The organism is Pseudomonas mangrovi, assembly GCF_003052585.1.
In the GTDB taxonomy this organism is placed as follows: Bacteria; Pseudomonadota; Gammaproteobacteria; order Pseudomonadales; family Pseudomonadaceae; genus Aquipseudomonas; species Aquipseudomonas mangrovi.
In genome coordinates, this window is the sequence record NZ_QASN01000020.1 from 579216 (window position 1) to 602039 (window position 22824).

The following is a 22824-nucleotide window of genomic DNA, read 5'->3' on the forward strand; positions in this document are numbered from 1 at the left end:
GGTTTATTGCCGGCCGACGAACCTCGCCTGCACGGCACAATCCCCCATAGCTATCGTTTCCAGCGACGTTAGCCAGCGGCAGCAGGCAAGGGCAGGGGCAGGGGCTCCAGCTGATAGCTGCGTGCCTTCAGCGCGAGCTGGCCGGTTTCGAAACGCCGGCCGACTATGCTGACATCGATATGCGCATGCTGCGGGTGAGCCAGCCGGGATGCCGGGGAAAAGCGCAAACGAGTGCCTGCCAGCAGTGCTGGCAGCGGATCGCGCGGCCTGCCTGACTCGGGGTAGAACTCGCAGACCTGTACTGCCTCCAGACGCAGGCGAAAGGCCGCATCCGGTTGATCGTCCCGCCCCAGCCGAAGCAGATCGAACTGCACGCCGTCGGCCAGATCCTCGCGTGTCTGAATGCGCACATGCGCAAGATTCAACAGCACGCGCAGTAATGCTCCCAGCGGTTCGGCCGGTAGCGGCTTGACGAATTCGCGGCCCACCTGCCAAAGCAGGCGCAGCGCGAGAAAACCGAACAAGCCTCCAATCGCCAGCGTAAACAGGATGTGAAAGGCGATGTCGGACGGGTCGCAGGAGCGCAAACCGCGTGTGCCGCGGGCGGCGATGCTGACGCAGCCGCCGGGATCGCGCGCCGGTTCAAAGGCCATCCACCAGCCCATCAGGCTGATTGCCGACAGAATCAGCAATACCAGCAGCCCTGTGCCGGGCGTGCCGAGCCGCGCCCAGCGTTCTGCGAAACGCAGCTTCAGCATGGATCGGGTCCTGCATTGCATAGAGCCAGCAGCGACTTGCTGCGGGCATAGCGGGCCAGGCGCGAGGCGAGTGCGGGCGGCAGCGTCTGACAGTCGCGGAAGCCGCGGGCGCGGTAGAAGTTGCCCAGAGCCGGCGCGCAGAACAGCCAGAGCGGGCCTTCGACACTTGCGCGCACTTGCGCCAGCAGTTGACCGGCGAGGCCACGTCGGCGTCTGTCGGCATCCACCAGCAGACCGCTCAGCCAGTGACCCTCGGCCACCGGGCGCAGGCAAAGTCCGCCGCGGATCTGCGCATCACGCAGCACCCAGACCTGGCTGGCATCCTTGATCCGCATGGCCGAGCGCTGCGTGCGGTAGAAACGCTGCAGGAGCTCGTACTGCGCAGGTTCCAGCCGCTCGATTCGCAGCGCTTCCAATGCCGTGGCTTATTCGCCGCTCAGGCCAACGTAGACGTCCTGCACGTCATCATGGTTGTCCAGCGCTTCGAGGAAGGCTTCGACTTCCTCCATCTGCGCCGGGGTCAGGCTGGTGACCGGGTTCTTCGGGCGGTAGCCGATCTTCGCCGAGTTGACGGTAAAGCCGTGCTCGGGGAGGGCACGGCTGACGGCGTCCAGATCGGTCTTGTCGGTAACGAAGAGCACGTCGCCTTCCTCGGCCGGCTCGAAGTCCTGGGCGCCGGCTTCGATGGCGGCGAGTTCGGCATCGGCGCCGTCTTCCGGGCTGGCCTCGATCAGGCCGACATGCTCGAAGTCCCAGCTCACCGCGCCGCTGGCACCGAGCTGGCCCTTGCGGAACAGCACGCGGATCTCGGCCACGGTGCGGTTGATGTTGTCGGTCAGGCACTCGACGATCACCGGGACCTGGTGCGGGGCAAACCCCTCATAGGTGGCGCGCTCGAAGTTCACCGTCTCGCCGGTCAGTCCTGCGCCTTTCTTGATCGCGCGCTCCAGGGTGTCCTTGGGCATCGACGCCTTCTTGGCCTGATGCACGGCCAGGCGCAGCTTGGGGTTCATGTCCGGATCTGCGCCATTGCGTGCGGCGATCATGATTTCCTTGACCAGCCGGCCGAAGATCTTGCCGCGGGCGTTGGCCGCCGCTTCTTTGGGTTTGGCTTTCCACTGGGCGCCCATGACGATGCTCTCTGTTCTGGATGGAGGACTGTGCCGGCGTAAAGCCCGGCGGCGGAAGAGGGGGCGATTCTAGCCGAGGCCGAGCATCTGGCGCACCCGTCCGGACAGGAACAGCAGGGCCACAGCGGCGGAACTGCCAAAAGATCGCTGTTTCACCGTCGCACGATTTGCCTGTGGCCGGCCGGGCAGTAGGATGGCGGGCTTTCGCGCATGGCTGCGCGGTGGCAGGACACACGGAGAACGACGGATGAGTACAGGCGCCGCAGGCAAGAGAACCCCGAAAACCCGAGGAGCCCGGCGATGAAGCGCTGGCCCCTGGTGCTTGCCGGCGGCGCGTTGTGCGTCGCTGCGCTCTTCCTGCTGCGGTCGGGGACTGCGCCGGCAGCGACCTTCGCCACCGATGCCAGCGGCTTCAACAAGCAACTGATTGCCGACAGCCAGGGGCGTGTTCTGCACCTGGGCTCGCCGGTCCGGCGGCTGGCGGCGGATCGCTGGATGGCGGTCGATTTCGACGCCCAGTCCAGTCTCTGGTTCGACGACAGCGGCCGCGTTCTGCACGAAGGGCCTTACGTCGAGATCCGTTCCGACGAATTCGCACGTCATCCGCAGGATCCTGAGCAGGGGCCGCTCTTCACCACCTGGTCGAAGCGCGGCATGGCGCTGCTGAATGCCGATGGCAGTCCCTTCATCGACTGGCAGCCGGGCTATGGTGACTGGTCCATCACGCAGCATCCCCAGCGCTACAGCTGGCAGCCACGGGACGGCGGCGAACGCATCTTCGATGAGGGGGGAACACTGCGCTTGGCGCTGGACGAATATGATCTGCGCGCCGCCGGACCCTTTGCCACGCAGGCGCTCTACCTGATCTGCCGGTACGACTCGGAGCAGCCGTGCGAGTTGCGTGACGAGGACGGCAAGGTTCGCTGGGCCGCACAGGTCGACGATTTGCTCGAACTGCAGGGCGGACGCTGGCTGGCACGCAATGGCAACGCCTGGTTCCTGCTGGACGGGCAGGGCAAGCAGGTAGATGAGCATGTCTTCGCCGCCGGACAGTACTTCCCGCGCAGCCGCTCGCACGCCTCGGCGCGAGAGGTCGAATGGCCGCGCTGGATGACCCGCTACCGGCTCGGAGCGGACGGCAACGACGTGGTCGAGGACAGCGCGGTGCGCGGCTTCCTGCAGCAGGATGGCCAGTTCGACCCGGTTCCCGAGGCCACTCACGCCCACCAGCTGTGCCCGGGAACCTGGCGCCTGAGCGGTAGCGCGCCTGGGTCCTGGCTGGCGGATGAGCACGGCAAACGCTTTGCCGATCACCCAGACAGAGGCTGGAACGCCCTGGCGCAGCACCCGCAGCGCCACATGGCGTACACCGCGGACGAGCGCGACGCCATCGTCGACTGTCGCGGCACCCGCCTGTTCGATGACCCCGCCGTGGTCGATCTGGAGCCCATGGGCAATGGTTTTGCCGGACAGCTTGCCGGGGAGCAGGATCGGCGCCTGTGGCTGGACGCCGAGCTGCAGCGACAGTTGCTTCCAGAGGGCAACTCGATCCGCGCGGCGAATGCCGAGGGCAGCCTGCTGCTGGTGGTGCAAGGCGCGGGCATGCGCCTGTACAACACCCAGCGCGCTGCCTTTGTCGGCAAGCCGTTTACCCACGCTGAAGAGCCGCTGGCGCATGGCCTGGTATTCAACCGTGACGGCTACTACGGGCTGATGGACGCCGAGGGCGTCGAGCGCCTGGAAGCGCGCCATACCGGGATCACGCCCTGGGGCGACGACCGCCTGTGGAGCCAGCGCTATCTGGATGAAGGCAGCGAGCTGGGCCTGCATCGGCTCGATGGCAGCCTGATCGCGCGCTGGGCCGATGCCTTCGCTAACCCGTTGCGTACCTGGCAGGGCGCGGTGGATACCCAGGCGGTGGCCCAGCTCAACGGCAAGACCTATCACACCGAACAGGGTGCCTATTTCCCCCAGCAGTGGGTGGATCGTGACGGCCGCACGCTGATGACCACGGTGCAATGTCCGGGCGACGACCTCGAATCGGTATTGGCCGATGGTGCGGCGCGGCTCGAAACCGGCGACGGCAAGGTGCTGGAGGAGGGTGGCAGCTGCGAGATTCCGGAACAGATTCGTGCGGCCATTGCCGCGCAGCCAGGAGAGCCGCAGTGAGACCCTCGGCCAGGGAGGTTCTTGTTGCGCTCTGGCTGGTGAGCGCCGCAGCGCAATCGGGCGCTGCGGACTTCGCCGAGGAGGTACCGCTGTACCGGGAGCTGCGCGACTGGGTGGTCGCCTGCGACAACCAGCGCCGCTGTCAGGCACTCAGCGCACCCGCCGACTGGGGCTACAGCGAGCTGCACCTGGTGATCAGCCGTGACGCCGGCCCGAAAGGCGCGCTGCGACTGGCGCTGAACTATGCAGGGGAGGGTGCGGCCCGCCAATTGTCGCTGGATGGCGAAGATCTGTCGGCGATGCTCGATCCGGTCGACGCCGACAACGGTCTGCTCCTTCGGCGTGAAGACGGCGCCGCACGGCGGTTGATCGCGACGCTGCGCAATGCGAACCGTCTGCAGCTTGATGCAGATGAGGATGCCAGCGTCTCGCTGGCCGGCCTCTCTGCGTCACTGCTGCTGATGGATTCGGTGCAAGGCCGCATCGGAACCCGCGGTGCCCTGCATCGGCCGGGTGATGCAGCGGATGAGCAGGTGCCGCTGCCGGTTGTCCCGCCCGGGCTGCGGCCTTACCCCGGATCTGCGCCAATGGACGCTGAGGAACGTGCCGCGATCGGCACGGCAGTGGTTGTCGCGACTCGTGAGCAATGGCACGACGACGCCTTCGAGGCGCCGCGTGAGGTACTGGTTCATCCGCTTGGCCAAGACCAGGCCCTGGTGGTGATGCTGCTCGACTGCGCCGCCTACAACTGCGAATACGCGCTGTACCGCGTGGCGCGCCAGGCACCCCATGCCGAACGGCCGTTGCAGATCGAGCAGCCGCCGCTGGCGCATACCGGGCTGTCCGGCTGGGTCGCCTACGATGAAGCAACAGGCCGGCTTGCCTATGCGATGAAGAGCAGAGGCATCGGCGATTGTGGCGAGGCGGGCGACTGGCTGTTCGACGGCGAGCAGTTCCAGCTTGCCGGCTACAGCGCCATGCCGCGCTGTGCAGGTGTGGCGGACTGGCCGCGGCTCTGGCGTCGTGACTAGTCCTTGTCGAGGCCTGTCTGCGTTGCCTACGTCAGCCGGTGGCTGAACCGGCATGACCAGGCGGGGAGCGGCAGAGACGCCGCACCAGCGCTTCAGAGCTTGAAGAAGCCCACCCGCGAGGACAGCTGGGTGGCGAGTGCAGCCAGCTCCCGGCTGGAGGCGGCCACCTGTTCGGAACCTGCTGAGGTATGCACGGTGGCATCGTGAATGCGCACGATGTTCTGGCTGACTTCCTCGGCGACCGAACTCTGTTCTTCCGAAGCACTGGCGATCTGCGCGTTCATCTGGTTGATCGCACCGACCTCCTGACGGATGCGCTGCAGCGCCTCGGTTGCCCGATTGGTCTGCTCGGCGGTGCTGTCGGCCAACTCGCGGCTGCTCTGCATCACCCCGGTGGCCTTGCCTGCGCCATCCTGCAGCTTGCTGATCATCTCGCGGATCTCACGGGTCGAGGACTGGGTACGCGCCGCCAGGGCGCGCACCTCGTCGGCGACCACGGCGAAGCCGCGACCCTGCTCACCGGCGCGGGCGGCTTCGATGGCGGCGTTCAGCGCCAGCAGGTTGGTCTGTTCGGCGATGGCATTGATCACCTCGGTGATGCGCTCGATGTCACTGCTGTCCTGGGACACCTGCTGCACAGTGACAGTCGCGGCTTCCAGGGTCTCGGTGAGCCGCTGCATGGCCTGCGCAGCTGACAGCACGACCTGACTGCCACGCTCGACTTCGTCGTCGGCATTGCGCGTGGCGGCCGCCGCGTTGGCCGCGTAGTTGGCGACCTCGTTGACGGTCGAGGCCATCTGGTTGACGGCGGTGGCCATCTGCTCGGTCTCGCTGGCCTGCAGGCGGATCTGCCGGCTGTTGCTGTCGGAGGTGTCGCGCAACTGCTCCGAGGCCAGGCTCAGCTCGCTGGCGGCCTGGCGGGCGCCGTGCATGGTGTCGTTAAGACGGGCAAAGGTGTCCTTGAGCGCACCCATCACGCTGTCCGGATAGCCTGTGTCGATGCGCTGGTTCAGCTCGCCCTCGGCAAGGCGGCGAATGACCTGGCGCACCTCGTCCGGCTCGGCACCCAGGGTGGACTTGAGGCTGCGAATGATCAGCAGCGAGACCATCACGCTCAGCGCCAGCGCGGCCGCGGTCAGCAACACAATCATCAGGTGAAAACCACCGGCGATGGCCTGCACCTCGTTGATGTCCTGGCGAATGATCGCCTCTTCATGATCGATGAAGGCATTGATGCGCTTGAGCCACTCGCTGTAGGCCGGCGACACGCTGTCGAGCAGGGCCAGGCGGGCGCCTTCGCGGTCGCCGCTACGGCGCATGTCGACCAGGGTCCGGGTGAGCCCCAGCGTCTGCGCTTCGATCTCGCGAATACGCTCCATCAGCAAGCGTTCCTCGCTACTGCTGCTGACGTCGGCGAGCAGTTCGGCCATGGGCCGTGCGGACTGCTGATAGAAGGCGTCCAGCCGCTGCACCTCGGCCAGGTGCATTTCCAGCGCGCTCGGACTGTCGACCAGTACCGCGTCACGGATCGCGATGGCGCGGTCATGCACACTGCCGCGGAAATTGATCGCGTGCCGCTGCTTCTGCGCGGCACGCTCATCGGCGGTGAGGATGTCGTTGATGCGCGAGACGCGCTGGTCACCGATCAGCGCGATGGCCACCATCATCGACAGCACCAGGGCAAAACCCAGTCCGAGGCGTTGGGCAACAGTGAGACGAGTTTGCATGGGTTTCTCCCGGCAGCAAAAGTTGTACAAACACTGTATAGGTTTTGATGGCTACCGGCCATTATTCCGATCAAAGGGATTTCTATCGGCATGATTAGTTGTGATGAAGAGGGGGCTAGGTGATCGATAAAAGCTTTCTAGGACGGGGTTTCTGGTTGCTCTCGGCGTGTCTTGTCGGCACCCTGCTGGGCGTATCGCCACTCCCCGCGCTCGCTGCCGAAAAGTTGTACAAGCCGGCCTGCGGCGACCACCTGCAGCGACTTGGTGGCAAACCGGATGCGCTGCACTACCTGGGCTGCAGCCAGCAACTGGACGCCCAGGGACAACCGTTCGAGGCGCGCTATTCAGTTGCCGGCAACCAGGCGCGGGCGATCCAGGACTACCTGGGCGCGCGCTTCGGCATGCCGCCGCTGCGCTTCATCTGTTGTGGCTGGCATGGTTCGCCGCATTCCTACCGCGACGGGTCGGGCTACGGCCATGTGCTCAGCTTCTACAGCGACGAGACGCTGGAGAAGCGCTGGCCGCAGATAGACCGGTTTCATCTGAGCGTGCGGCTATACGCGGAAGATCCCTGAGCTCAGCGGGCGGCGCCGGTTTGTGCCGGGACGCCCAGATGCTCCTCGAGAAAGCCGATCAGCTGCGCCCGATAGGCTCCTGGCGCGAAGCGGTGCAGATCGACATGGGCGGCACCCGGCACCACCCACAAACGCTTGGGCTGTTTGGCGGCGGCGAACAGTCGCTGCGACTCGGCGAGGGTGGTGTGGCGGTCGTCGCTGCCGGCCATCAGCAGCAGCGGGCTGCGCACCTCGTCGATCCGCTCGATGGGCTTCAGCTGCTCGACGCTGACGCCCAGGCGTGGCTGAAGCTGCAGCGTCAGCAGCGGCAGCAGCCAGTCGCCCAGCGCACCGAAGCGCATCTGCAGCCGGTTGCGGGCGGCCAGTTCGATGTCCGAATACACCGCCTCCAGCACCATGGCATCAACCTGCAGCGGACGCTCGCCGAGCAGCGCGGCGGCGCCACCGAGGGACTGGCCGATGACGGCGACCTTGCCGCAGTCGGGCCGGGCACGCAGCAACGCTACCGCGGCGTGGGCGCCGGCAGCCTCGCGATGGCCGAAGGTAAGGCGCTCGCCGGGGCTTTCGCCATGCCCCTGCAGATCGATCAGCAGGCTGCTGTAACCGTACTGGCGGAGCAATCGGGCACGGCTGAGCATGGCGCGACGATCCGAGCGTTGTCCGTGCAGCAGCAGGACGCAGGCCTTGCCCGGCTGGCCCGGGACGAACCAGCCGGCGATGCCCTCGACGCGTACCTGCTCGGCGGCCAGCGTCGCCGGCGGCGGCCCGATGAGGCGCGGCACCGGCTCGATCAGCTGCGAGGCAAGCTTGTAGCTGAAGCCACCCAGCAGCAGGACGCCGAACAGCGTCGCTCCCAGCAATAGACGCAGCAGGGAGCGCAGGTAACGGGACGGACGCTTCAATGCGAGCATGGGTGACTCCGGTTTCAGGACCGCGATTCTGCCGCTGGCAGGAGCTGCTGTCATCGTCCGGCCTGGATTCTGCGCCATCGATTGACGATCCGGCATCCTGCGCCGGACATAAAACCGGTAACCTATGCGGCCTTTCCGTTTGCGTTGTCGAGGTCTGCCCCGTGTTCAGTCAATTTGCCCTGCATGAACGTCTGCTCAAAGCCGTTGCCGAGGCCGGCTTCGTCGAGCCGACGCCGGTGCAGACTGCGGCGATCCCGGCGGCGCTCGAAGGGCATGATCTGCGTGTGACCGCGCAGACCGGCAGCGGCAAGACCGCGGCCTTCGTCCTGCCGATGCTCAATCGCCTGATGGGCGATGCCAAGCCGCGCGTCGACATCCGCGCACTGATCCTGCTGCCGACCCGCGAGCTGGCGCAGCAGACCCTCAAGGAAGTCGAACGCTTTTCCTGCTTCACCTTCATCAAGTCCGGGCTGATCACCGGCGGTGAGGACTTCAAGGTGCAGGCCGCGATGCTGCGCAAGGTGCCGGACATCCTGATCGGCACCCCTGGGCGCCTGCTGGAACACCTGAATGCCGGCCATCTGGACCTCAAGTGCGTCGAAGTGCTGGTCCTCGACGAGGCCGACCGCATGCTCGACATGGGCTTTGCCGAAGACGTCGAGCGCCTGGCCGGCGAATGCAGTGGCCCGCACCAGACCCTGCTGTTCTCTGCCACCAGCGGCGGCACCGGCCTGCGCGAGATGGTCGCCAAGGTCCTCCGTGAGCCGCAGCACCTGCAGCTGAACAAGGTCCAGGAACTCAGCGAAGGCACCCGCCAGCAGATCATCACCGCCGACCACAACGCCCACAAGGAACAGCTGGTGGGCTGGCTGCTGGCCAACGAGCCGCACGCCAAGGCGATCATCTTCACCAACACCCGCGTCCAGGCCGACCGTCTCTACGGGCGCCTGGTCGCTGCCGGACACAAGGCCTTCGTGCTCCACGGCGAGAAGGACCAGAAGGACCGCAAGCTGGCCATCGAACGGCTGAAGAACGGCGGCGCCAAGGTGCTGGTGGCGACCGACGTCGCTGCCCGCGGCCTCGACGTCGACGGCCTCGACCTGGTGATCAACTTCGACATGCCGCGCAGTGGCGACGACTACGTGCACCGCGTCGGCCGCACCGGCCGTGCCGGTGCCCAGGGCCTGGCGGTGTCGCTGATCTGCCACGGCGACTGGAACCTGATGTCGAGCATCGAGCGCTACCTCAAGCAGAAGTTCGAGCGGCGCAACATCAAGGAGCTCAAGGGCACCTACCAGGGCCCGAAGAAGGTCAAGGCGTCCGGCAAGGCGGTCGGGGTGAAGAAGAAAAAGACCACCGACAAGAAGGCCGCTGAGAAGAAGCAGACCCGCAAGCCGGTTGCGCGCAAGAGCAAACCGTCCAAGCTGGTCAGCGCCGACGGCATGGCCCCGCTCAAGCGCAAGACGCCTGCGGCGGAGTGACGGGTGTCTTGCGCGGCCTGACTGGCCGCTCCTGACACCAGGTCGTAGGTTGGTGCCGAGCCTGCGAGGCCCAACGAGCGGGGTACCGGTTGGTAGCAGGGTCGAGTCTGCAAGGACTCGTAGGGCGGATTAGCCGCTGGGCGGCGTAATCCGCCGTCACGGAAGTCAGAGATCGGATCGCGGCCAGACGGGGCGCAATGGCGCGATGCTCTGCGCTTGTTGCGCCCTAAGGATAAGGGCTAAGCGCCGAGCCCGATATCGAGGCGTCGATAGGTCTTGGGTTTCGGCCCCCCGGCCGAGTCACTTTCTTGTTGCTTGCCCAACAAGAAAGTAACCAAAGAAAAAGGGCACCCCGACATGCGGGTCTGTCCGCTGCGCGGCCAGACTTCCCTCGCTCCGGCGCTGCTCCGGGGGCCGTCAGGGACGGGCCTTCCCTGGCCCGACCCTGACTTTCGCGGCATCCATGCCGCTCACCTCCTGCGCAACGCCTGCGCTCGGCCTCCTGTAGGGGAGTGGGTCCGAAGTTGATTGGGCGTTATTCGAGAGTCCGGACGATTCGATTTGCAGCCAGCGAGGCAAAGCCGTTGGTTGCGCTGCTCCCCCGTGGGCTTAATTCCTCAGAAGACTTGCGCTAGGACGTTCACGCAACAGGCGATGTGCGTAGAACCTTCGGCCCGCTCGGTGCCGGAATCCCCTTGCAGAAGGCCGAGTGCAGGTGACGCGTAAGGGGTAAGCGGCCAGGATGGCCGCGCAAGGCATAGCGGGCCAGGGATGGCCCGTGTATGCCGGCCCCTGGCAGCGGCACCGGAAGGAGGGAACCCGGAGCGAAGCGCAGGGCCGGATGCCGGGGTGTGTTTCTTTGCTTACTTTCTTTGCACAAGCAAAGAAAGTAAGTCGCCCGGGAAGGGGCGAAACCAGATGAATCAGCCAAACCGAAAAATGGCCGGTTACGGAAGCAAGGGCAGCTTCTGCAAGCTCGCCAATTTGGCTAGGAGCGAAATCCCTAGGCAGGAAACCGCGCTTTCAACCCAGTCTCGGCCGAAGGGCCAAAACTCATTCGCGTCGGCAATGGCGCAATGCGCTGCGCTTATTGCGCCCTACGGCCTGAGTCGGACTCGTAGGGCGGATTAGCCGTTTGACGGCGGAATCCGCCGCGATCATGAACAAGCAAACAGGGTAAACCCGCTGGAGATCAGAGAGCAGTCATGCGCGGGGCAAGGAAGGCACGAGGCGTTGCGATTGCTGCACCCTGCGGCCCCGCGCTTCAGCGTTCTCGGATCCTCAGCTAGGCACTACCAGAATCTTCCCATCACGCTCGCCGCCGGCTGCCGCGGCCACCGCCTCGCGGATCTGCGTCAGGTCGTAGGTGGCAGCGATGCGTGCGTGCAGCTTGCCGCTGGCGATCAGCCCGGTCAGCTCGCCGAACAGCGCCATCTGCTGCGCCGGGGTCGCGCTGCGGAACCACTTCGCCAGCCAGAAGCCGCGCAGGCTGACGTCACGGAAGACGATGGCCGAAGGCGAGACCTGGCAGGGCTCGCCACTCATCATGCCGTAGTTGACCACTACGCCACCCTCGGCCAGGCAGGCTGCCAGGCGGTCGGTAGCCGGGCCGCCGACGGCGTCGATGCCGAGACGGATCGCCGCGCCGCCGGTGGCTTCACGCACGCGCTGGGCCAGATCCGGACCGTCCACCAGCACCACGTCGCCGCCTTCGTTGCGCACCGCTTCGACCGCAGACTCACGCCGTACCACGCTGACGGTCTTGAAGCCGCGCAGGCGGGCCAGTTGCACCAAGTAACCGCCGACACCGGAGTTGGCGGCGTTCTGTATCACCCAGTCGCCGGGCGCCAGGGTGACGAATTCGCTGAGCAGCAGGGCGGCGGTCGGCGGGTTGACGGTCAGCATGGCCAGTTGCTGAGGGTCGGCTTCGGGCAGCGGGATCAGTTTGTCGGCGGCCAGGTTCAGCGCGCTGGCCCAGCTGCCGCAGCCCGGCGGCAGCAATACCATCTGGCCGACCTTGGGCGACTGGACACCTTCGCCGAGGGCTTCGACACGACCGACGCCTTCGTTGCCGCCGATCGCCGGCAGCGGCGGCAACATGCCGTACTCGCCGGTCAGGGTGAGCACGTCGGAGGGGTTGATCGGGGCGGCGAGCACCCGCACGCGTACCTGGCCGGCAGCCGGCTCGGGCAGTTGCAGTTCGACGGCGTCGATGACGTCCTGGGGAACCGGGCCGCGGGTCTGGTACTGGGCTTTGAGCATCATCTGGGGCGATCTCCATGGCTTGGCGCTGGGTAGGCGGTGGTCCGCGCCTGCGCACAGCGCTGCCGACGGACGACCATTCAGCCGCCGAGTGTAGGCGCTTGAGCGGGACTGCGGAGCACCGTCGTCTGCGCTGAATCAGCCATTATCGCCGTCACCTATGACGCCTCAGCTGTCGACTTCCTCGGCAGCCTCGTCCAGTTCACGCATGCGCTGGTCATAGGCTTCACAGGCGCTCTCCAGATCCTTGGAGGAGGTCTGCAGGCGCATCTGCTCGAGTTCCTCGTGCAGCTCTTCGGCGCGGTCAGGATCGTTGCGGGTGATCTCGTTGACCTTGGCGGCCAGTTGCTCGGCTTTCTGGGTGGCCTCGGCGGCGCTACAGGCGAGGGCTGGCGCGGAGGCACAGAGAGTCAGGGCAGCGATGAAGCAGGACAGGCGTGACATGGGCGTTCTCCCGGGGTGGTTTCCGGGTTGAGGGTGGCAGAGGCGAGAAAGTTCAGCGGCGAACGATGCGCCGGGCCAGCAGTCGGAATCAGCAGAGGGCATGTCAACTGCCCGAACCATCCACTGCACGAGGAACGCCTGCCATGTCTGCCTACAACTGGGATCTCATCGAACGCCTGCTGCACGAAGTCCAGGCTTCTGCAGGAGGTAACTTTGCGCCCCGGGCCATCGCCGAAGAACTGGCGACCCATCTGGAGCAGGCTGGCGAATCGGTCGGCAGCCACGATCACTTCAAGCAGTGCGCGGCGGATTACGAAGCCGTGCTGCTCAAGGGCGGTTTCATCGAGCCGCGCCCGGAAGAGCAGGGCGGCAATGGCGAGAACTATGTCCTGACCGAGCGCGGTGCTCAGTTGCTGAATCTGATCGAGAGCGCGGCGCCCGGCAGTGAGGGACCGCGCGCACTGCTGGACGAGAAGGGCATGGCGGCACTGGTGCCGGAAGTCTTCGACGCCTTGGCCCAGGAACTGGCGCGGGCACCCAGCGTGCCCTGAGCTGCTGCGCTCAGTCGCGCAATTGCGGGCGATCGCGGTACTGCTCCAGGGCCTCCGGGTTGGCCAGCGCCTCGGTGTTCTTCACCGGCAAGCCGTGCACCAGATTGCGCACCGCCAGCTCGACGATCTTGCCGCTGACGGTGCGCGGAACGTCCGTCACCTGCAGGATCTTCGCCGGCACATGGCGTGGCGTGGCGTTGGCACGAATCACCTGGCGAATCTCGGCCTCCAGCGCCGCGTCCAGCGAGACACCCTCGCGCAGGCGAACGAACAGCACGATGCGCACGTCGCCCTGCCAGTCCTGAGCGATGGCCAGTGACTCCAGCACCGCGGGGACCTTCTCGACCTGGCGATAGATTTCCGCAGTGCCGATGCGCACGCCGCCCGGGTTGAGCACGGCATCCGAGCGGCCATGGATCATCAGGCCGCCATGCAGGCTCTGCTCGGCATAGTCGCCCTGGGCCCAGACCCCGGCGAAACGCTCGAAATACGCGGCCCGGTAGCGACTGCCGTCAGCATCGTTCCAGAACCCCAGCGGCATCGACGGAAAGTGCCGGGCGCAGACCAGCTCGCCTTTCTCTGCCACGACTGCTTCACCGTCCTCATTCCATACCTGCACATCCATGCCCAGCCCCTTGCACTGCAGCTCGCCGCGCCACACCGGCAGCAGCGGATTGCCCAGGGCGAAACAGGAGACGATGTCGGTGCCGCCGGAGATCGAGGCCAGGCAGAGATCGGCCTTGATCTCGCGATAGACGAAGTCGAAGCTCTCCGGCGCCAGTGGCGAGCCGGTGGAGAGCAGGGTCCTGAGCCTGCTCAGCCGATGGCTTTCGCGCGGCCGGCTGCCGGCCTTTTCCAGGGCGGCCAGATAGCGCGCACTGGTGCCGAAGATGGCAATGTCCTCGGCATCGATCAGGTCGATCAACCGCTCGCTGTGTGGGTTGAAGGGCGCGCCGTCGTAGAGCACCAGGGTCGCGCCCAGCGCCAGGCCGGAGACCAGCCAGTTCCACATCATCCAGCCGCAGGTGGTGTAGTAGAACAGGCGGTCGTCCGGCTGCAGATCAGTGTGCAACCCAAGCTCCTTCAGATGCTGCAGCAGGGTGCCACCGGCGCCATGGACGATGCACTTGGGCACTCCGGTGGTGCCGCTGGAATAGAGGATGTACAGCGGCTGCTCGAAAGGCAGCTGAACAAACTGCGGTTCTCCTTGCGGGGTATAGAAATCGCTCCAGAGCACGGTCCTGTCCGCCGCGCGCATGCCGGCGGACGCATCAGGCTCGCTCGACACCAGCAACAGGCGCTCCACCGTCGGTAGTTGCGCGACGACCTCGTCCAGCCGCTCGCGCAGATCGATGCGCTTGCCGGCGTACTGGTAGCTGGCACAGCCGATCAGCAGGCGCGGCTCGATCTGGCCGAAGCGATCCAGGATGCCCTGGGCGCCGAAGTCCGGCGAGCAGCTCGACCAGATGGCGCCCAGGCTGGTGGCGGCGAGCATGCCGACCACCGCCTGCCAGCTGTTCGGCAGACAGGCCGCGACGCGGTCACCGACGCCGATGCCGGCCTCGCGCAGGCTGCACTGCAGGCCTGCGACATGCTGTGCCAGTTGCCGGTAGCTGAATTGCTCGCGACAGCCGTCCTCGCTGATCGCGATCAGCGCCGGTTGCTGGTCGCGGCGACGCAGCAGCTGCTCGGCAAGATTCAGCCGGGCGCCGGAGAACCAGTGCGCCTCCGGCATCGCCGGGCCTTCACGCAGGATGTAGCTGGCGGGTGTGCTGAAGCGGACATCGAAGAACTCGACGATGGCCCGCCAGAAAGCTGCCCGGTCGCTGATGCTCCAGGCGTGCAGGGCAGGGTAGTCGGGCAACGGCAGCCCTTCGCGCTGCTCGACGAAACGCCGGAAGGCCTCCATCCGGCTGGCCTTGATGCGCTCGGCGGAGGGTGTCCACAGCGGCTGCTGCATGGTGAGTCCTCTTCGTTGTTACCGGGTGGGCCATCGGCCCAATGGTGGATCGATGAAGCGTGATCCACCCTACGATTACCCACTCCGCCTGGCGGACCGATCGTACGGTGGATGACGCTCTCCTCATCCACCAGAACGGTGAATTGATAAGGAACGATCCAACCCTACGAACTTCGCCAGCGGCGGATCGCGATCCGCCCTACGGCCGCGCTGGTAGGGTGGATGACGCTTTTCTCATCCACCAAACGCTGGATCGGCTGAGCACGACTCCCCCGCGAGCACCTCACCCCCGGCTCAGGCGTGCACGGGCGACGCGCGAGCCGTTGGGTTTGTCCAGCACGTTGCAGATGCGCTGGCCGGCGGCGACCAGGCGGTCCAGGTCGATGCCCGTTTCGATGCCCAGGCCCTGCAGCAGGTAGAGCACATCCTCGGTGGCCACGTTGCCGGTGGCACCCTTGGCGTAGGGGCAGCCACCGAGGCCGGCGACCGAGCTGTCGAACACGCTGATGCCTTCGAGCAGGCCGGCGTAGACGTTGGCCAGGGCCTGGCCATAGGTGTCGTGAAAGTGTCCGGCGAGCCTGTCCCGTGGAATGTCGCGGCCGACCACCTCGAACAGCTGGCGGGTGGCGCCGGCGGTGCCGGTGCCGATGGTGTCGCCCAGGGATATCTCGTAGCAACCCATGGCGTAGAGCTCCCGCGCCACGGCGGCGACCTGCGCCGCCGGCACCTCACCTTCATAGGGGCAGCCAAGCACGCAGGAGATATAGCCACGCACCCGCACGCCCCGCGCCTTGGCCGCGTCCAGCAGAGGGACGAAGCGCGCCAGGCTGTCGGCGATCGAGCAGTTGATGTTCTTCTGCGAAAAACGCTCGGAGGCGGCAGCGAACACCGCAACCTCACGCACACCCGCCGCCAGGGCAGCCTCGAAGCCCTTCATGTTCGGCGTCAGCGCCGCGTAGGTGACGCCCGGACGGCGCTGGATGCGGGTAAACACCTCGGCGCTGCCGGCCATCTGCGGCACCCACTTGGGCGAAACGAAACTGCCGACCTCGATGTAGGCAAGCCCGGCGGCGGACAGGTCATCGACCAGGCGTACCTTGTCCTCGACGCTGATCGGCTGCTTCTCGTTCTGCAGGCCGTCACGCGGGCCGACTTCGACCAGGCGGACGTGTTGGGGAAGGGTCATGAAAGCTCTCTCGTATGCAGGTTGCCAATGCGCATCAGATTACTCGAAGTTGCCGTTCAGCCAGTCTCGCTGGGGGTAGAAGGGCGCCGATTCGTCGGGCGTCGCTACGTCGGGCGTCGCCACATCAAACCAGCCGAATGTAGGTTGGCGCCGAGCCTGCGAGGCCCAACACTACCGACTCACGCCTCGCGCAACTCGACCAGCACAGCGCCCTCGGTGACCATCTCGCCCTCGCTGCAATGCAGCGCGCCGATCGTGCCGGCATGCGGCGCGCGGATGCTGTGCTCCATCTTCATTGCCTCCAGGACCAGCAGCGCCTGGCCCTGTTCGACCTGCTGGCCCACCTCGACCAGCACCCGCACGATGCTGCCGCTCATGGGCGCATTCAGCCCGCCGGCGATGCCATGGCCGGCATCTGCTGCAGCCGTTGGGTCGAAGCGGCGTATGCAGCGCAGGGCGCCGCGCCATTGCAGATACAGGGTGTCGCCCTGGCGGATCGCCCGCAGACGCTGCTCGACTCCGTCGACCGAATGCACCAGCCACTCGCCCTCAAGATGAGCCTGCCCCGGCGCCTGCAGGCGCTGCGCTGCAGCGTCGCACACCAGGTGCAGCGTACTTGTCGCCGGCATGCCCGCACGCCAGCCGCTGCGTGCCGCCCAGGGCGAGTGCGGATCATCCCCGCGCATGGGAGCTGGCTCACTCTGCAGCCAGGCATCGGCGGCCAGGGCCCAGAAGGATTCGTCCACTGCGCCCGGCGCCTGCAGCAGTCGCTCCCGATGGCGTTCGATGAAGCCGGTATCCAGCTCGGCGGCGGCGAACGCAGGCTCAGCGAGGATGCGCTGCAGAAACGCCCGGTTGCTACGCACGCCGGCCAGGCAGAGCTCGTCGAGCATGCCCAGCAGGCGCAGGCGGGCCTGCTCGCGGGTTTCGCCCCAGGCGACCAGCTTGGCCAGCAGCGGGTCGTAGAACGGCGAGATGTGGTCGCCTTCGGCCACACCGCTGTCGACCCGACGCCCCTCGCCGGCAGTAGGCTCGCGATACAGCTGCAACAAGCCGCTGGCCGGGAGGAAATCATTCAGCGGATCTTCGGCGTACAGCCGCACCTCGATCGCGTGACCCTGCAGCGGCAGTTGCGCCTGGGTGAACGGCAGTACCTCGCCACAGGCGACGCGGATCTGCCAGCTGACAAGGTCCAGCCCGGTGATGGCCTCGGTGACCGGATGCTCGACCTGCAGGCGGGTGTTCATCTCCATGAAGTAGAAGCCGCCCTGATCATCGAGCAGGAACTCCACGGTGCCGGCACCGACATAGCCGATCGCCTGCGCCGCGCGCACGGCTGCCTGGCCCATGGCTGCGCGCAGCTCCGTGGACAGGCCGGGGGCTGGCGCTTCCTCGACCACCTTCTGGTGGCGACGCTGGATCGAGCAGTCGCGCTCGTGCAGGTACAGGCAATGGCCGTGGCGATCGGCGAACACCTGGATCTCCACATGGCGTGGCCGGGCCAGGTATTTCTCCACCAGCAGACGCGCATCGCCGAACGCCGCCTGGGCTTCGCGCCGGGCAGACTCCAGCGCTTCGGCCAGTTCGGCGGGCTTCTCGACCACCTTCATACCCTTGCCGCCGCCACCGGCCGAGGCCTTGAGCAGCACGGGATAGCCGATCTGTTCGGCGGCCTTCCGGAAGCTCTGCTGATCCTGTTGCGCGCCGTGGTAGCCGGGCACCAGCGGCACGCCGGCCGCGCCCATCAGCGCCTTGGCCGCGGCCTTGTCGCCCATCGCTTCGATGGCCGCGGCTGGCGGTCCGAGGAAGATCAACCCGGCCGCTTCGCAGGCGCGGGCAAAGGCGGCGTTCTCGGAGAGAAAGCCGTAGCCGGGGTGGATCGCCTGGGCGCCGCTGGCCTGGGCGGCGGCGATGATCCGTTCGCCGAGCAGATAGCTCTGCGCCGGCCGTTCGCCGCCCAGGTCGACCGCCAGGTCCGCCTCGCGCACATGCCTCGCACCCGAATCAGTGGCGCTGTGCACCGCCACACTGGTGATACCCATGGCGCGCGCGGTACGGATGATCCGGCAGGCGATTTCGCCGCGGTTGGCGACCAGCAGACGCTCGATCATGGGCAGCTCCGTGGCAGGATTGCCGGGTGGGGTTGCGCGGGGTTTGACCCGTTCATGTGTCCGCCTGCCAGGCGGGCGGGCGTTTGTCGAAGAAGGCTGCCAGGCCTTCCTGGCCTTCAGGGCTGACCCGCAGCCGGGCGATGGTGGTTTCGCTGGCACGGCGCAGGTCGTCGCCGAGCAGACCCGGGCCCGCCTCGCGCAACAGTGCCTTGGTTGCGCGCATCGCCTGCGGACTGTTCTGCAGCAACTGGGCGATCCAGTGCTCGACGCGCGCCTCCAGCTCCTCCGCCGTACAGAACTCCGCCAGCAGGCCCAACTCGCAGGCACGCCGGGCGTCGAAGCGCTCCGCGCTGAGGGCATAGCGTCGGGTGGCTCGCTCACCGATCGCCTGGACCAGGAACGGGCTGATCACCGCCGGCGCCAGGCCGATGCGCACCTCGGAGAGGGCGAACAGCGCATCCTCGCTGCCGATGGCGATATCGCAGCAGGCCACCAGCCCAACGGCACCACCGAAGGCGGCACCTTGCACCACGGCCAGGCAGGGCAGGGGAAGGGCATGCAAGGCATACATCAGCTGCGCCAGTTGCTCGGCGTCGGCCAGGTTGGCGTGGATATCCAGCTGCGCCGCCTTGCGCATCCACTCAAGATCGGCGCCGGCGCAGAAGTGCCGCCCGCGCCCGCGCAGCAGCAGGAAGCGCAGGCTGGTATCGGTGGCGATCTCATCGATCACGGCAATCAGCTCGCTGATCATCAGCGCGTCGAAGGCGTTGTGCCGCTGCGGCCGGTTCAGCCACAGGGTGGCGAAGCCGCGCGGGTCGCGCTCCAGCGAGAGGGTGGTGAATTCGCTCATCTGCAATTCTCCGGGCGCTTGGCGGCGCCTACATCCGGAACACGCCGAAGGTGGTGGGTTCGATGGCGGCGTTGAGGCTGGCGGAGATCGCCAGGGCAAGCACCTCGCGTGTCTGCGCCGGGTCGATCACGCCGTCATCCCAGAGCCGGGCGCTGGAGTAGAAAGCGTGCGCCTGGCGCTCGTACTGCTCGATGATCGGCTCGGCCAGCGCCGCTTGGTCGCCGGCGGAGAATTCCTGCCCGGCGCGCTCGGCCTGCTCGCGCTTGACCTGGACCAGCACGCCGGCAGCCTGGCGCGCGCCCATCACGCCGATCCGCGCGTTCGGCCACATCCACAGGAAACGTGGATCGAAGGCGCGCCCGCACATGCCGTAGTTGCCGGCGCCGAAGCTGCCGCCGATGACCAGGGTGAACTTGGGCACCCGAGCGCAGGCGACCGCCGTCACCAGCTTGGCGCCGTGCTTGGCGATGCCGCCTTCCTCGTACTTCTTGCCGACCATGAAGCCGGTGATGTTCTGCAGGAACAGCAGCGGAATGCCGCGCTGGCAGGCCAGCTCGACGAAGTGCGCGCCTTTCTGCGCGCCCTCGGCGAAGAGGATGCCGTTGTTCGCCAGGATCGCCAGTGGATAGCCGTTGAGCCGGGCGAAACCGCAGACCAGGGTGGTGCCGAACAGCGCCTTGAATTCATCGAACTGCGAGTCGTCGACGATGCGCGCGATCACCTCGCGCACATCGAACGGCTGCTTGGCGTCGGCCGGGACGATGCCGTACAGCTCCTCGGCGGGGTAGCGCGGCGCTTGCGGCGCGCTGACTTCGAGTCGGCCCAGCTTGCGCCAGTTGAGGGTGGCGATGCAGCGTCGGGCCAGCGCCAGGGCGTGCTCGTCGTTCTCGGCGTAGTGATCGGCGACACCGCTGCTACGGCAGTGGACATCGGCGCCACCCAGTTCCTCGGCGCTGACCACCTCGCCGGTGGCGGCCTTCACCAGCGGCGGGCCGGCAAGAAAGATGGTCGCCTGCTGGCGCACCATGATGGTCTCGTCGCTCATCGCCGGGACGTAGGCGCCGCCCGCGGTGCAGGAGCCGAGCACCACGGCGATCTGCGGAATGCCGCGGGCGCTCATGTTGGCCTGGTTGAAGAAGATCCGCCCGAAGTGCTCGCGGTCGGGAAACACCTCGTCCTGGCGCGGCAGGTTGGCGCCGCCGGAATCCACCAGGTAGAGGCACGGCAGGCGGTTTTCCGCGGCGATGGCCTGGGCGCGCAGGTGCTTCTTCACCGTCAGCGGGTAGTAGCTGCCGCCTTTCACCGTGGCGTCGTTGGCGATGATCATGCATTCGACGCCCTCGACCCGACCGATACCGGCGATCAGGCCGGCGCAAGGCACGTCTTCGTCATAGACCTGATGCGCGGCCAGCTGCGCGATTTCGAGAAAGGCCGAGCCAGGGTCGAGCAGGGCGTCGATGCGTGCCCGTGGCAGCAGCTTGCCGCGGTCGAGGTGGCGCTGCTGGGCGGCCGCGCCACCGCCCTGGGCGACGCGCCCGAGCAGACTGCGCAGCTCGCCCAGCCGTTCGAGCATGGCCGCGCTGTTGGCGGCGAAGTCGGGGGAGCGCGGGTTGATCCGGGTATGCAGGATGGTCATTGCCTTTGCTCCGCGCGTCTTGCGCCCGAGGCGTGACGCTGGAAGGGACCAGCAGACGGGCCTTCAGCCTCGGGCTTGCGGCTCAAGGCGCTATTTCGTCTCATTGAACAGCTCCCGCCCGATCAGCATGCGACGGATCTCGCTGGTGCCGGCGCCGATCTCGTAGAGTTTGGCGTCGCGCAGCAGGCGTCCGGCGGGGAAGTCGTTGATGTAGCCGTTGCCGCCGAGAATCTGGATGGTCTCCAGGGCCACGCGGGTCGCCGCTTCCGCGGTGTAGAGGATCACCCCGGCGGCATCCTTGCGCGTGGTCTCGCCGCGGTCACAGGCCTGGGCCACCGCATACAGGTAGGCGCGGCTGGCCGCCAGTTGGGTGTACATGTCGGCGACCTTGGCCTGGATCAGCTGGAACTCGCCGATGCACTGGCCAAACTGCTGGCGGTCGTGGATGTACGGCAGCACCAGGTCGAGACAGGCCTGCATGATGCCCACCGGGCCCGCGGCGAGCACCACACGCTCGTAGTCCAGGCCGCTCATCAGCACCCTGACGCCGCCATCCAGCTCGCCGAGCAGGTTCTCCTCGGGCACCTCGACGTCCTCGAACACCAGCTCGCAGGTGTTCGAGCCGCGCATGCCGAGCTTGTCCAGCTTCGGACTGCGCGAAAACCCCGGCCAGTCGCGCTCGACGATGAAGGCGCTGATGCCATGCGCGCCCTGGTCACGGGCGGTGCGGGCGTAGATCACGTAGGTGTTGGCATCCGGGCCGTTGGTGATCCACATCTTGCTGCCGTTGAGGACGAAGCGGTCGCCGCGGCGTTCCGCGCGCAGCTTCATCGAGACGACGTCGGAGCCGGCGCCGGTTTCGCTCATCGCCAGGGCGCCGACATGCTCGCCGCTGACCAGGCGGGGCAGGTAGCGCTGCTTCTGCGCCGCGTTGCCGTTACGGCTGATCTGGTTCACGCACAGATTGGAGTGCGCACCGTAGGACAGCCCGACCGCAGCGGAGGCGCAACTGATCTGCTCCATTGCCAGCACATGAGCCTGGTAACCGAGACCGGCACCGCCATGGGCGGGGTCGACGGTGATGCCGAGCAGTCCCATGTCGCCGAACTTGCGCCAGAGGTCGGCGGGGAACAGGTTGTCCCGGTCGATCTGTGCCGCGCGCGGGGCAATTTCCGCCTGGACGAAGGCGCCCACCTGATCGCGCAGCAGATCGAGGGTTTCGCCCAGGGCGTGGTTCAGACTCGGGTAGCGCATGTTCCACCTATGACTTTATTTTTAGAAAGGCTGGATAACTGGCTGTTTATAAAAGGTATTAACTTCTCAGGCGGGCAGCTCCTGCAGTGCCTGAGAACAGCGTTGCTCGGCGACATCCAGTTCCAGCTGCATCTGCTGGATATCCAGCAACTGCTGCTGCAACTGGGCGCGGCGCTCCTCGATCTTGCGCTGGAAGCTCTCCAGCTGACGGCGGTTGCTGCCGTCAGGCTGGTAGAGATCGATCAGCTCCTTGCACTCGGCTAGCGAGAAGCCTAGTCGCTTGCCGCGCAGAATCAGCTTCAGCGCCACCCGGTCGCGCGGACTGTAGATCCGCTCCTGCCCACGCCGCTCGGGCGCAAGCATCCCGTGCTCCTCGTAGAAGCGGATGGTGCGGGTGGTGATATCCAGCTCACGGGCGAGCTCGGAGATCGAGTAGCAACCAGACATTCAAAGGATTTCCATGGCGGTGGTTAAGTGAAGATAGGTTGCTCTTTACGTAAACGTCAACCTGCAGAAAAATATCCGCCCTGGCAGCCCACCCTACGGATTCGCCGTCACGGTACGCACTGTAGGTTGGCGCCGAGCAGAGCGAGGCCCAACGAAGGGTCGGCAGGAGTACAAGGCGCCAAGCCGCTGAATGAAGACGGGTGGACACGCATGCAAATGATCACAGGCGCAAAGCCGAATGCGGACTGTCGCCAACCCGATCGTGCCGGTTTGAGTGCTGGCCCGGCCAATGCCGCGTTGGGCTTGGCAGCCCAACCTACGATGCGCCGTCACCGACGTAC

19 protein-coding genes are annotated in these 22824 nt (G+C 66.5%); 5 read left to right on the plus strand and 14 right to left on the minus strand.

What is annotated here, in order from left to right; translation table 11 throughout:
- Nucleotides 1-68 precede the first annotated feature (68 nt).
- The 3 genes from DBO85_RS15375 to DBO85_RS15385 are packed head-to-tail and all read right to left on the minus strand — an operon-like array spanning nt 69 to nt 1888.
- Nucleotides 69-758: a hypothetical protein gene (locus tag DBO85_RS15375; RefSeq protein ID WP_108108134.1), complete on the minus strand. Its 690-nt coding sequence runs from the start codon at nt 756-758 to the stop codon at nt 69-71.
- The gene (locus tag DBO85_RS15380) at nt 752-1174 is read right to left on the minus strand and encodes a GNAT family N-acetyltransferase (protein ID WP_233356618.1); all 423 of its coding nucleotides are present in this window, start codon (nt 1172-1174) and stop codon (nt 752-754) included. The genes DBO85_RS15375 and DBO85_RS15380 overlap by 7 nt, the downstream gene beginning before the upstream one ends.
- Before the next feature lie 9 nt (nt 1175-1183).
- Nucleotides 1184-1888, minus strand: coding sequence for a YebC/PmpR family DNA-binding transcriptional regulator (locus DBO85_RS15385; protein ID WP_108108135.1), 705 nt, complete (start codon nt 1886-1888; stop codon nt 1184-1186).
- Nucleotides 1889-2188: 300 nt separating this feature from the next.
- Between DBO85_RS15385 and DBO85_RS19470 the strand changes: the two genes are divergently transcribed.
- Nucleotides 2189-4057, plus strand: a complete 1869-nt coding sequence (locus tag DBO85_RS19470; protein WP_233356619.1) for a hypothetical protein — start codon at nt 2189-2191, stop codon at nt 4055-4057.
- Nucleotides 4054-5088, plus strand: coding sequence for a DUF1176 domain-containing protein (locus tag DBO85_RS15390; protein WP_233356620.1), 1035 nt, complete (start codon nt 4054-4056; stop codon nt 5086-5088). Before DBO85_RS19470 ends, DBO85_RS15390 begins: the two co-directional genes overlap by 4 nt.
- Nucleotides 5089-5180: 92 nt before the next feature.
- On the opposite strand, the gene DBO85_RS15395 is transcribed toward DBO85_RS15390, so the two are convergent.
- Nucleotides 5181-6815 carry a methyl-accepting chemotaxis protein gene (locus DBO85_RS15395; protein WP_108108137.1) on the minus strand — a complete coding sequence of 545 codons (1635 nt, stop codon included), beginning with the start codon at nt 6813-6815 and terminating at the stop codon, nt 5181-5183.
- A 119-nt stretch (nt 6816-6934) separates the two neighbouring features.
- Here DBO85_RS15395 and DBO85_RS15400 point away from each other — a divergent pair, with 119 nt between their 5' ends.
- Entirely contained in the window at nt 6935-7390 is a 456-nt protein-coding gene (locus tag DBO85_RS15400; protein ID WP_108108138.1) for a DUF4952 domain-containing protein, read from the plus strand.
- A gap of 2 nt (nt 7391-7392) precedes the next feature.
- Here the strand turns inward: DBO85_RS15400 and DBO85_RS15405 are convergent, their stop codons facing one another.
- Nucleotides 7393-8301 carry an alpha/beta hydrolase gene (locus tag DBO85_RS15405; RefSeq protein ID WP_158268901.1) on the minus strand — a complete coding sequence of 303 codons (909 nt, stop codon included), beginning with the start codon at nt 8299-8301 and terminating at the stop codon, nt 7393-7395.
- A 161-nt stretch (nt 8302-8462) separates the two neighbouring features.
- Between DBO85_RS15405 and DBO85_RS15410 the strand changes: the two genes are divergently transcribed.
- Complete coding sequence (locus tag DBO85_RS15410; RefSeq protein WP_177429779.1) at nt 8463-9782, plus strand: DEAD/DEAH box helicase; 1320 nt, start codon at nt 8463-8465, stop codon at nt 9780-9782.
- A 1281-nt stretch (nt 9783-11063) separates the two neighbouring features.
- Here the strand turns inward: DBO85_RS15410 and DBO85_RS15415 are convergent.
- Together DBO85_RS15415 and DBO85_RS15420 are read right to left on the minus strand one after the other, a co-directional pair.
- Nucleotides 11064-12047: a zinc-dependent alcohol dehydrogenase family protein gene (locus tag DBO85_RS15415; protein WP_233356621.1), complete on the minus strand. Its 984-nt coding sequence runs from the start codon at nt 12045-12047 to the stop codon at nt 11064-11066.
- A 165-nt stretch (nt 12048-12212) separates the two neighbouring features.
- Nucleotides 12213-12488 (minus strand): hypothetical protein, encoded by a 276-nt coding sequence (locus DBO85_RS15420; RefSeq protein ID WP_108108141.1) that lies wholly within the window; start codon nt 12486-12488, stop codon nt 12213-12215.
- Between the two features lie 143 nt (nt 12489-12631).
- On the opposite strand from DBO85_RS15420, the gene DBO85_RS15425 reads away from it, so the two are divergent.
- Nucleotides 12632-13039, plus strand: coding sequence for a transcriptional regulator (locus DBO85_RS15425; protein ID WP_108108142.1), 408 nt, complete (start codon nt 12632-12634; stop codon nt 13037-13039).
- 10 nt (nt 13040-13049) lie between these two features.
- Here DBO85_RS15425 and DBO85_RS15430 read toward each other — a convergent pair whose 3' ends face one another.
- From DBO85_RS15430 to DBO85_RS15460, 7 genes are all read right to left on the minus strand, one after another.
- Nucleotides 13050-14999 carry an acetoacetate--CoA ligase gene (locus tag DBO85_RS15430; RefSeq protein ID WP_108108143.1) on the minus strand — a complete coding sequence of 650 codons (1950 nt, stop codon included), beginning with the start codon at nt 14997-14999 and terminating at the stop codon, nt 13050-13052.
- 283 nt (nt 15000-15282) lie between these two features.
- Nucleotides 15283-16185 carry a hydroxymethylglutaryl-CoA lyase gene (locus tag DBO85_RS15435; RefSeq protein ID WP_108108144.1) on the minus strand — a complete coding sequence of 301 codons (903 nt, stop codon included), beginning with the start codon at nt 16183-16185 and terminating at the stop codon, nt 15283-15285.
- Nucleotides 16186-16364: 179 nt separating this feature from the next.
- Entirely contained in the window at nt 16365-18296 is a 1932-nt protein-coding gene (locus DBO85_RS15440) for an acetyl/propionyl/methylcrotonyl-CoA carboxylase subunit alpha (protein ID WP_108108145.1), read from the minus strand.
- A gap of 52 nt (nt 18297-18348) precedes the next feature.
- A complete protein-coding gene (locus DBO85_RS15445; protein WP_108108146.1) occupies nt 18349-19146 on the minus strand; it encodes a gamma-carboxygeranoyl-CoA hydratase in 798 nt (265 codons plus the stop codon).
- 28 nt (nt 19147-19174) lie between these two features.
- Nucleotides 19175-20782, minus strand: a complete 1608-nt coding sequence (locus DBO85_RS15450) for a carboxyl transferase domain-containing protein (protein WP_108108147.1) — start codon at nt 20780-20782, stop codon at nt 19175-19177.
- Between the two features lie 90 nt (nt 20783-20872).
- Nucleotides 20873-22036 carry an isovaleryl-CoA dehydrogenase gene (locus DBO85_RS15455; protein ID WP_108108148.1) on the minus strand — a complete coding sequence of 388 codons (1164 nt, stop codon included), beginning with the start codon at nt 22034-22036 and terminating at the stop codon, nt 20873-20875.
- Nucleotides 22037-22102: 66 nt separating this feature from the next.
- Nucleotides 22103-22483: a MerR family transcriptional regulator gene (locus DBO85_RS15460; RefSeq protein WP_108108149.1), complete on the minus strand. Its 381-nt coding sequence runs from the start codon at nt 22481-22483 to the stop codon at nt 22103-22105.
- Nucleotides 22484-22824 lie beyond the last annotated feature (341 nt).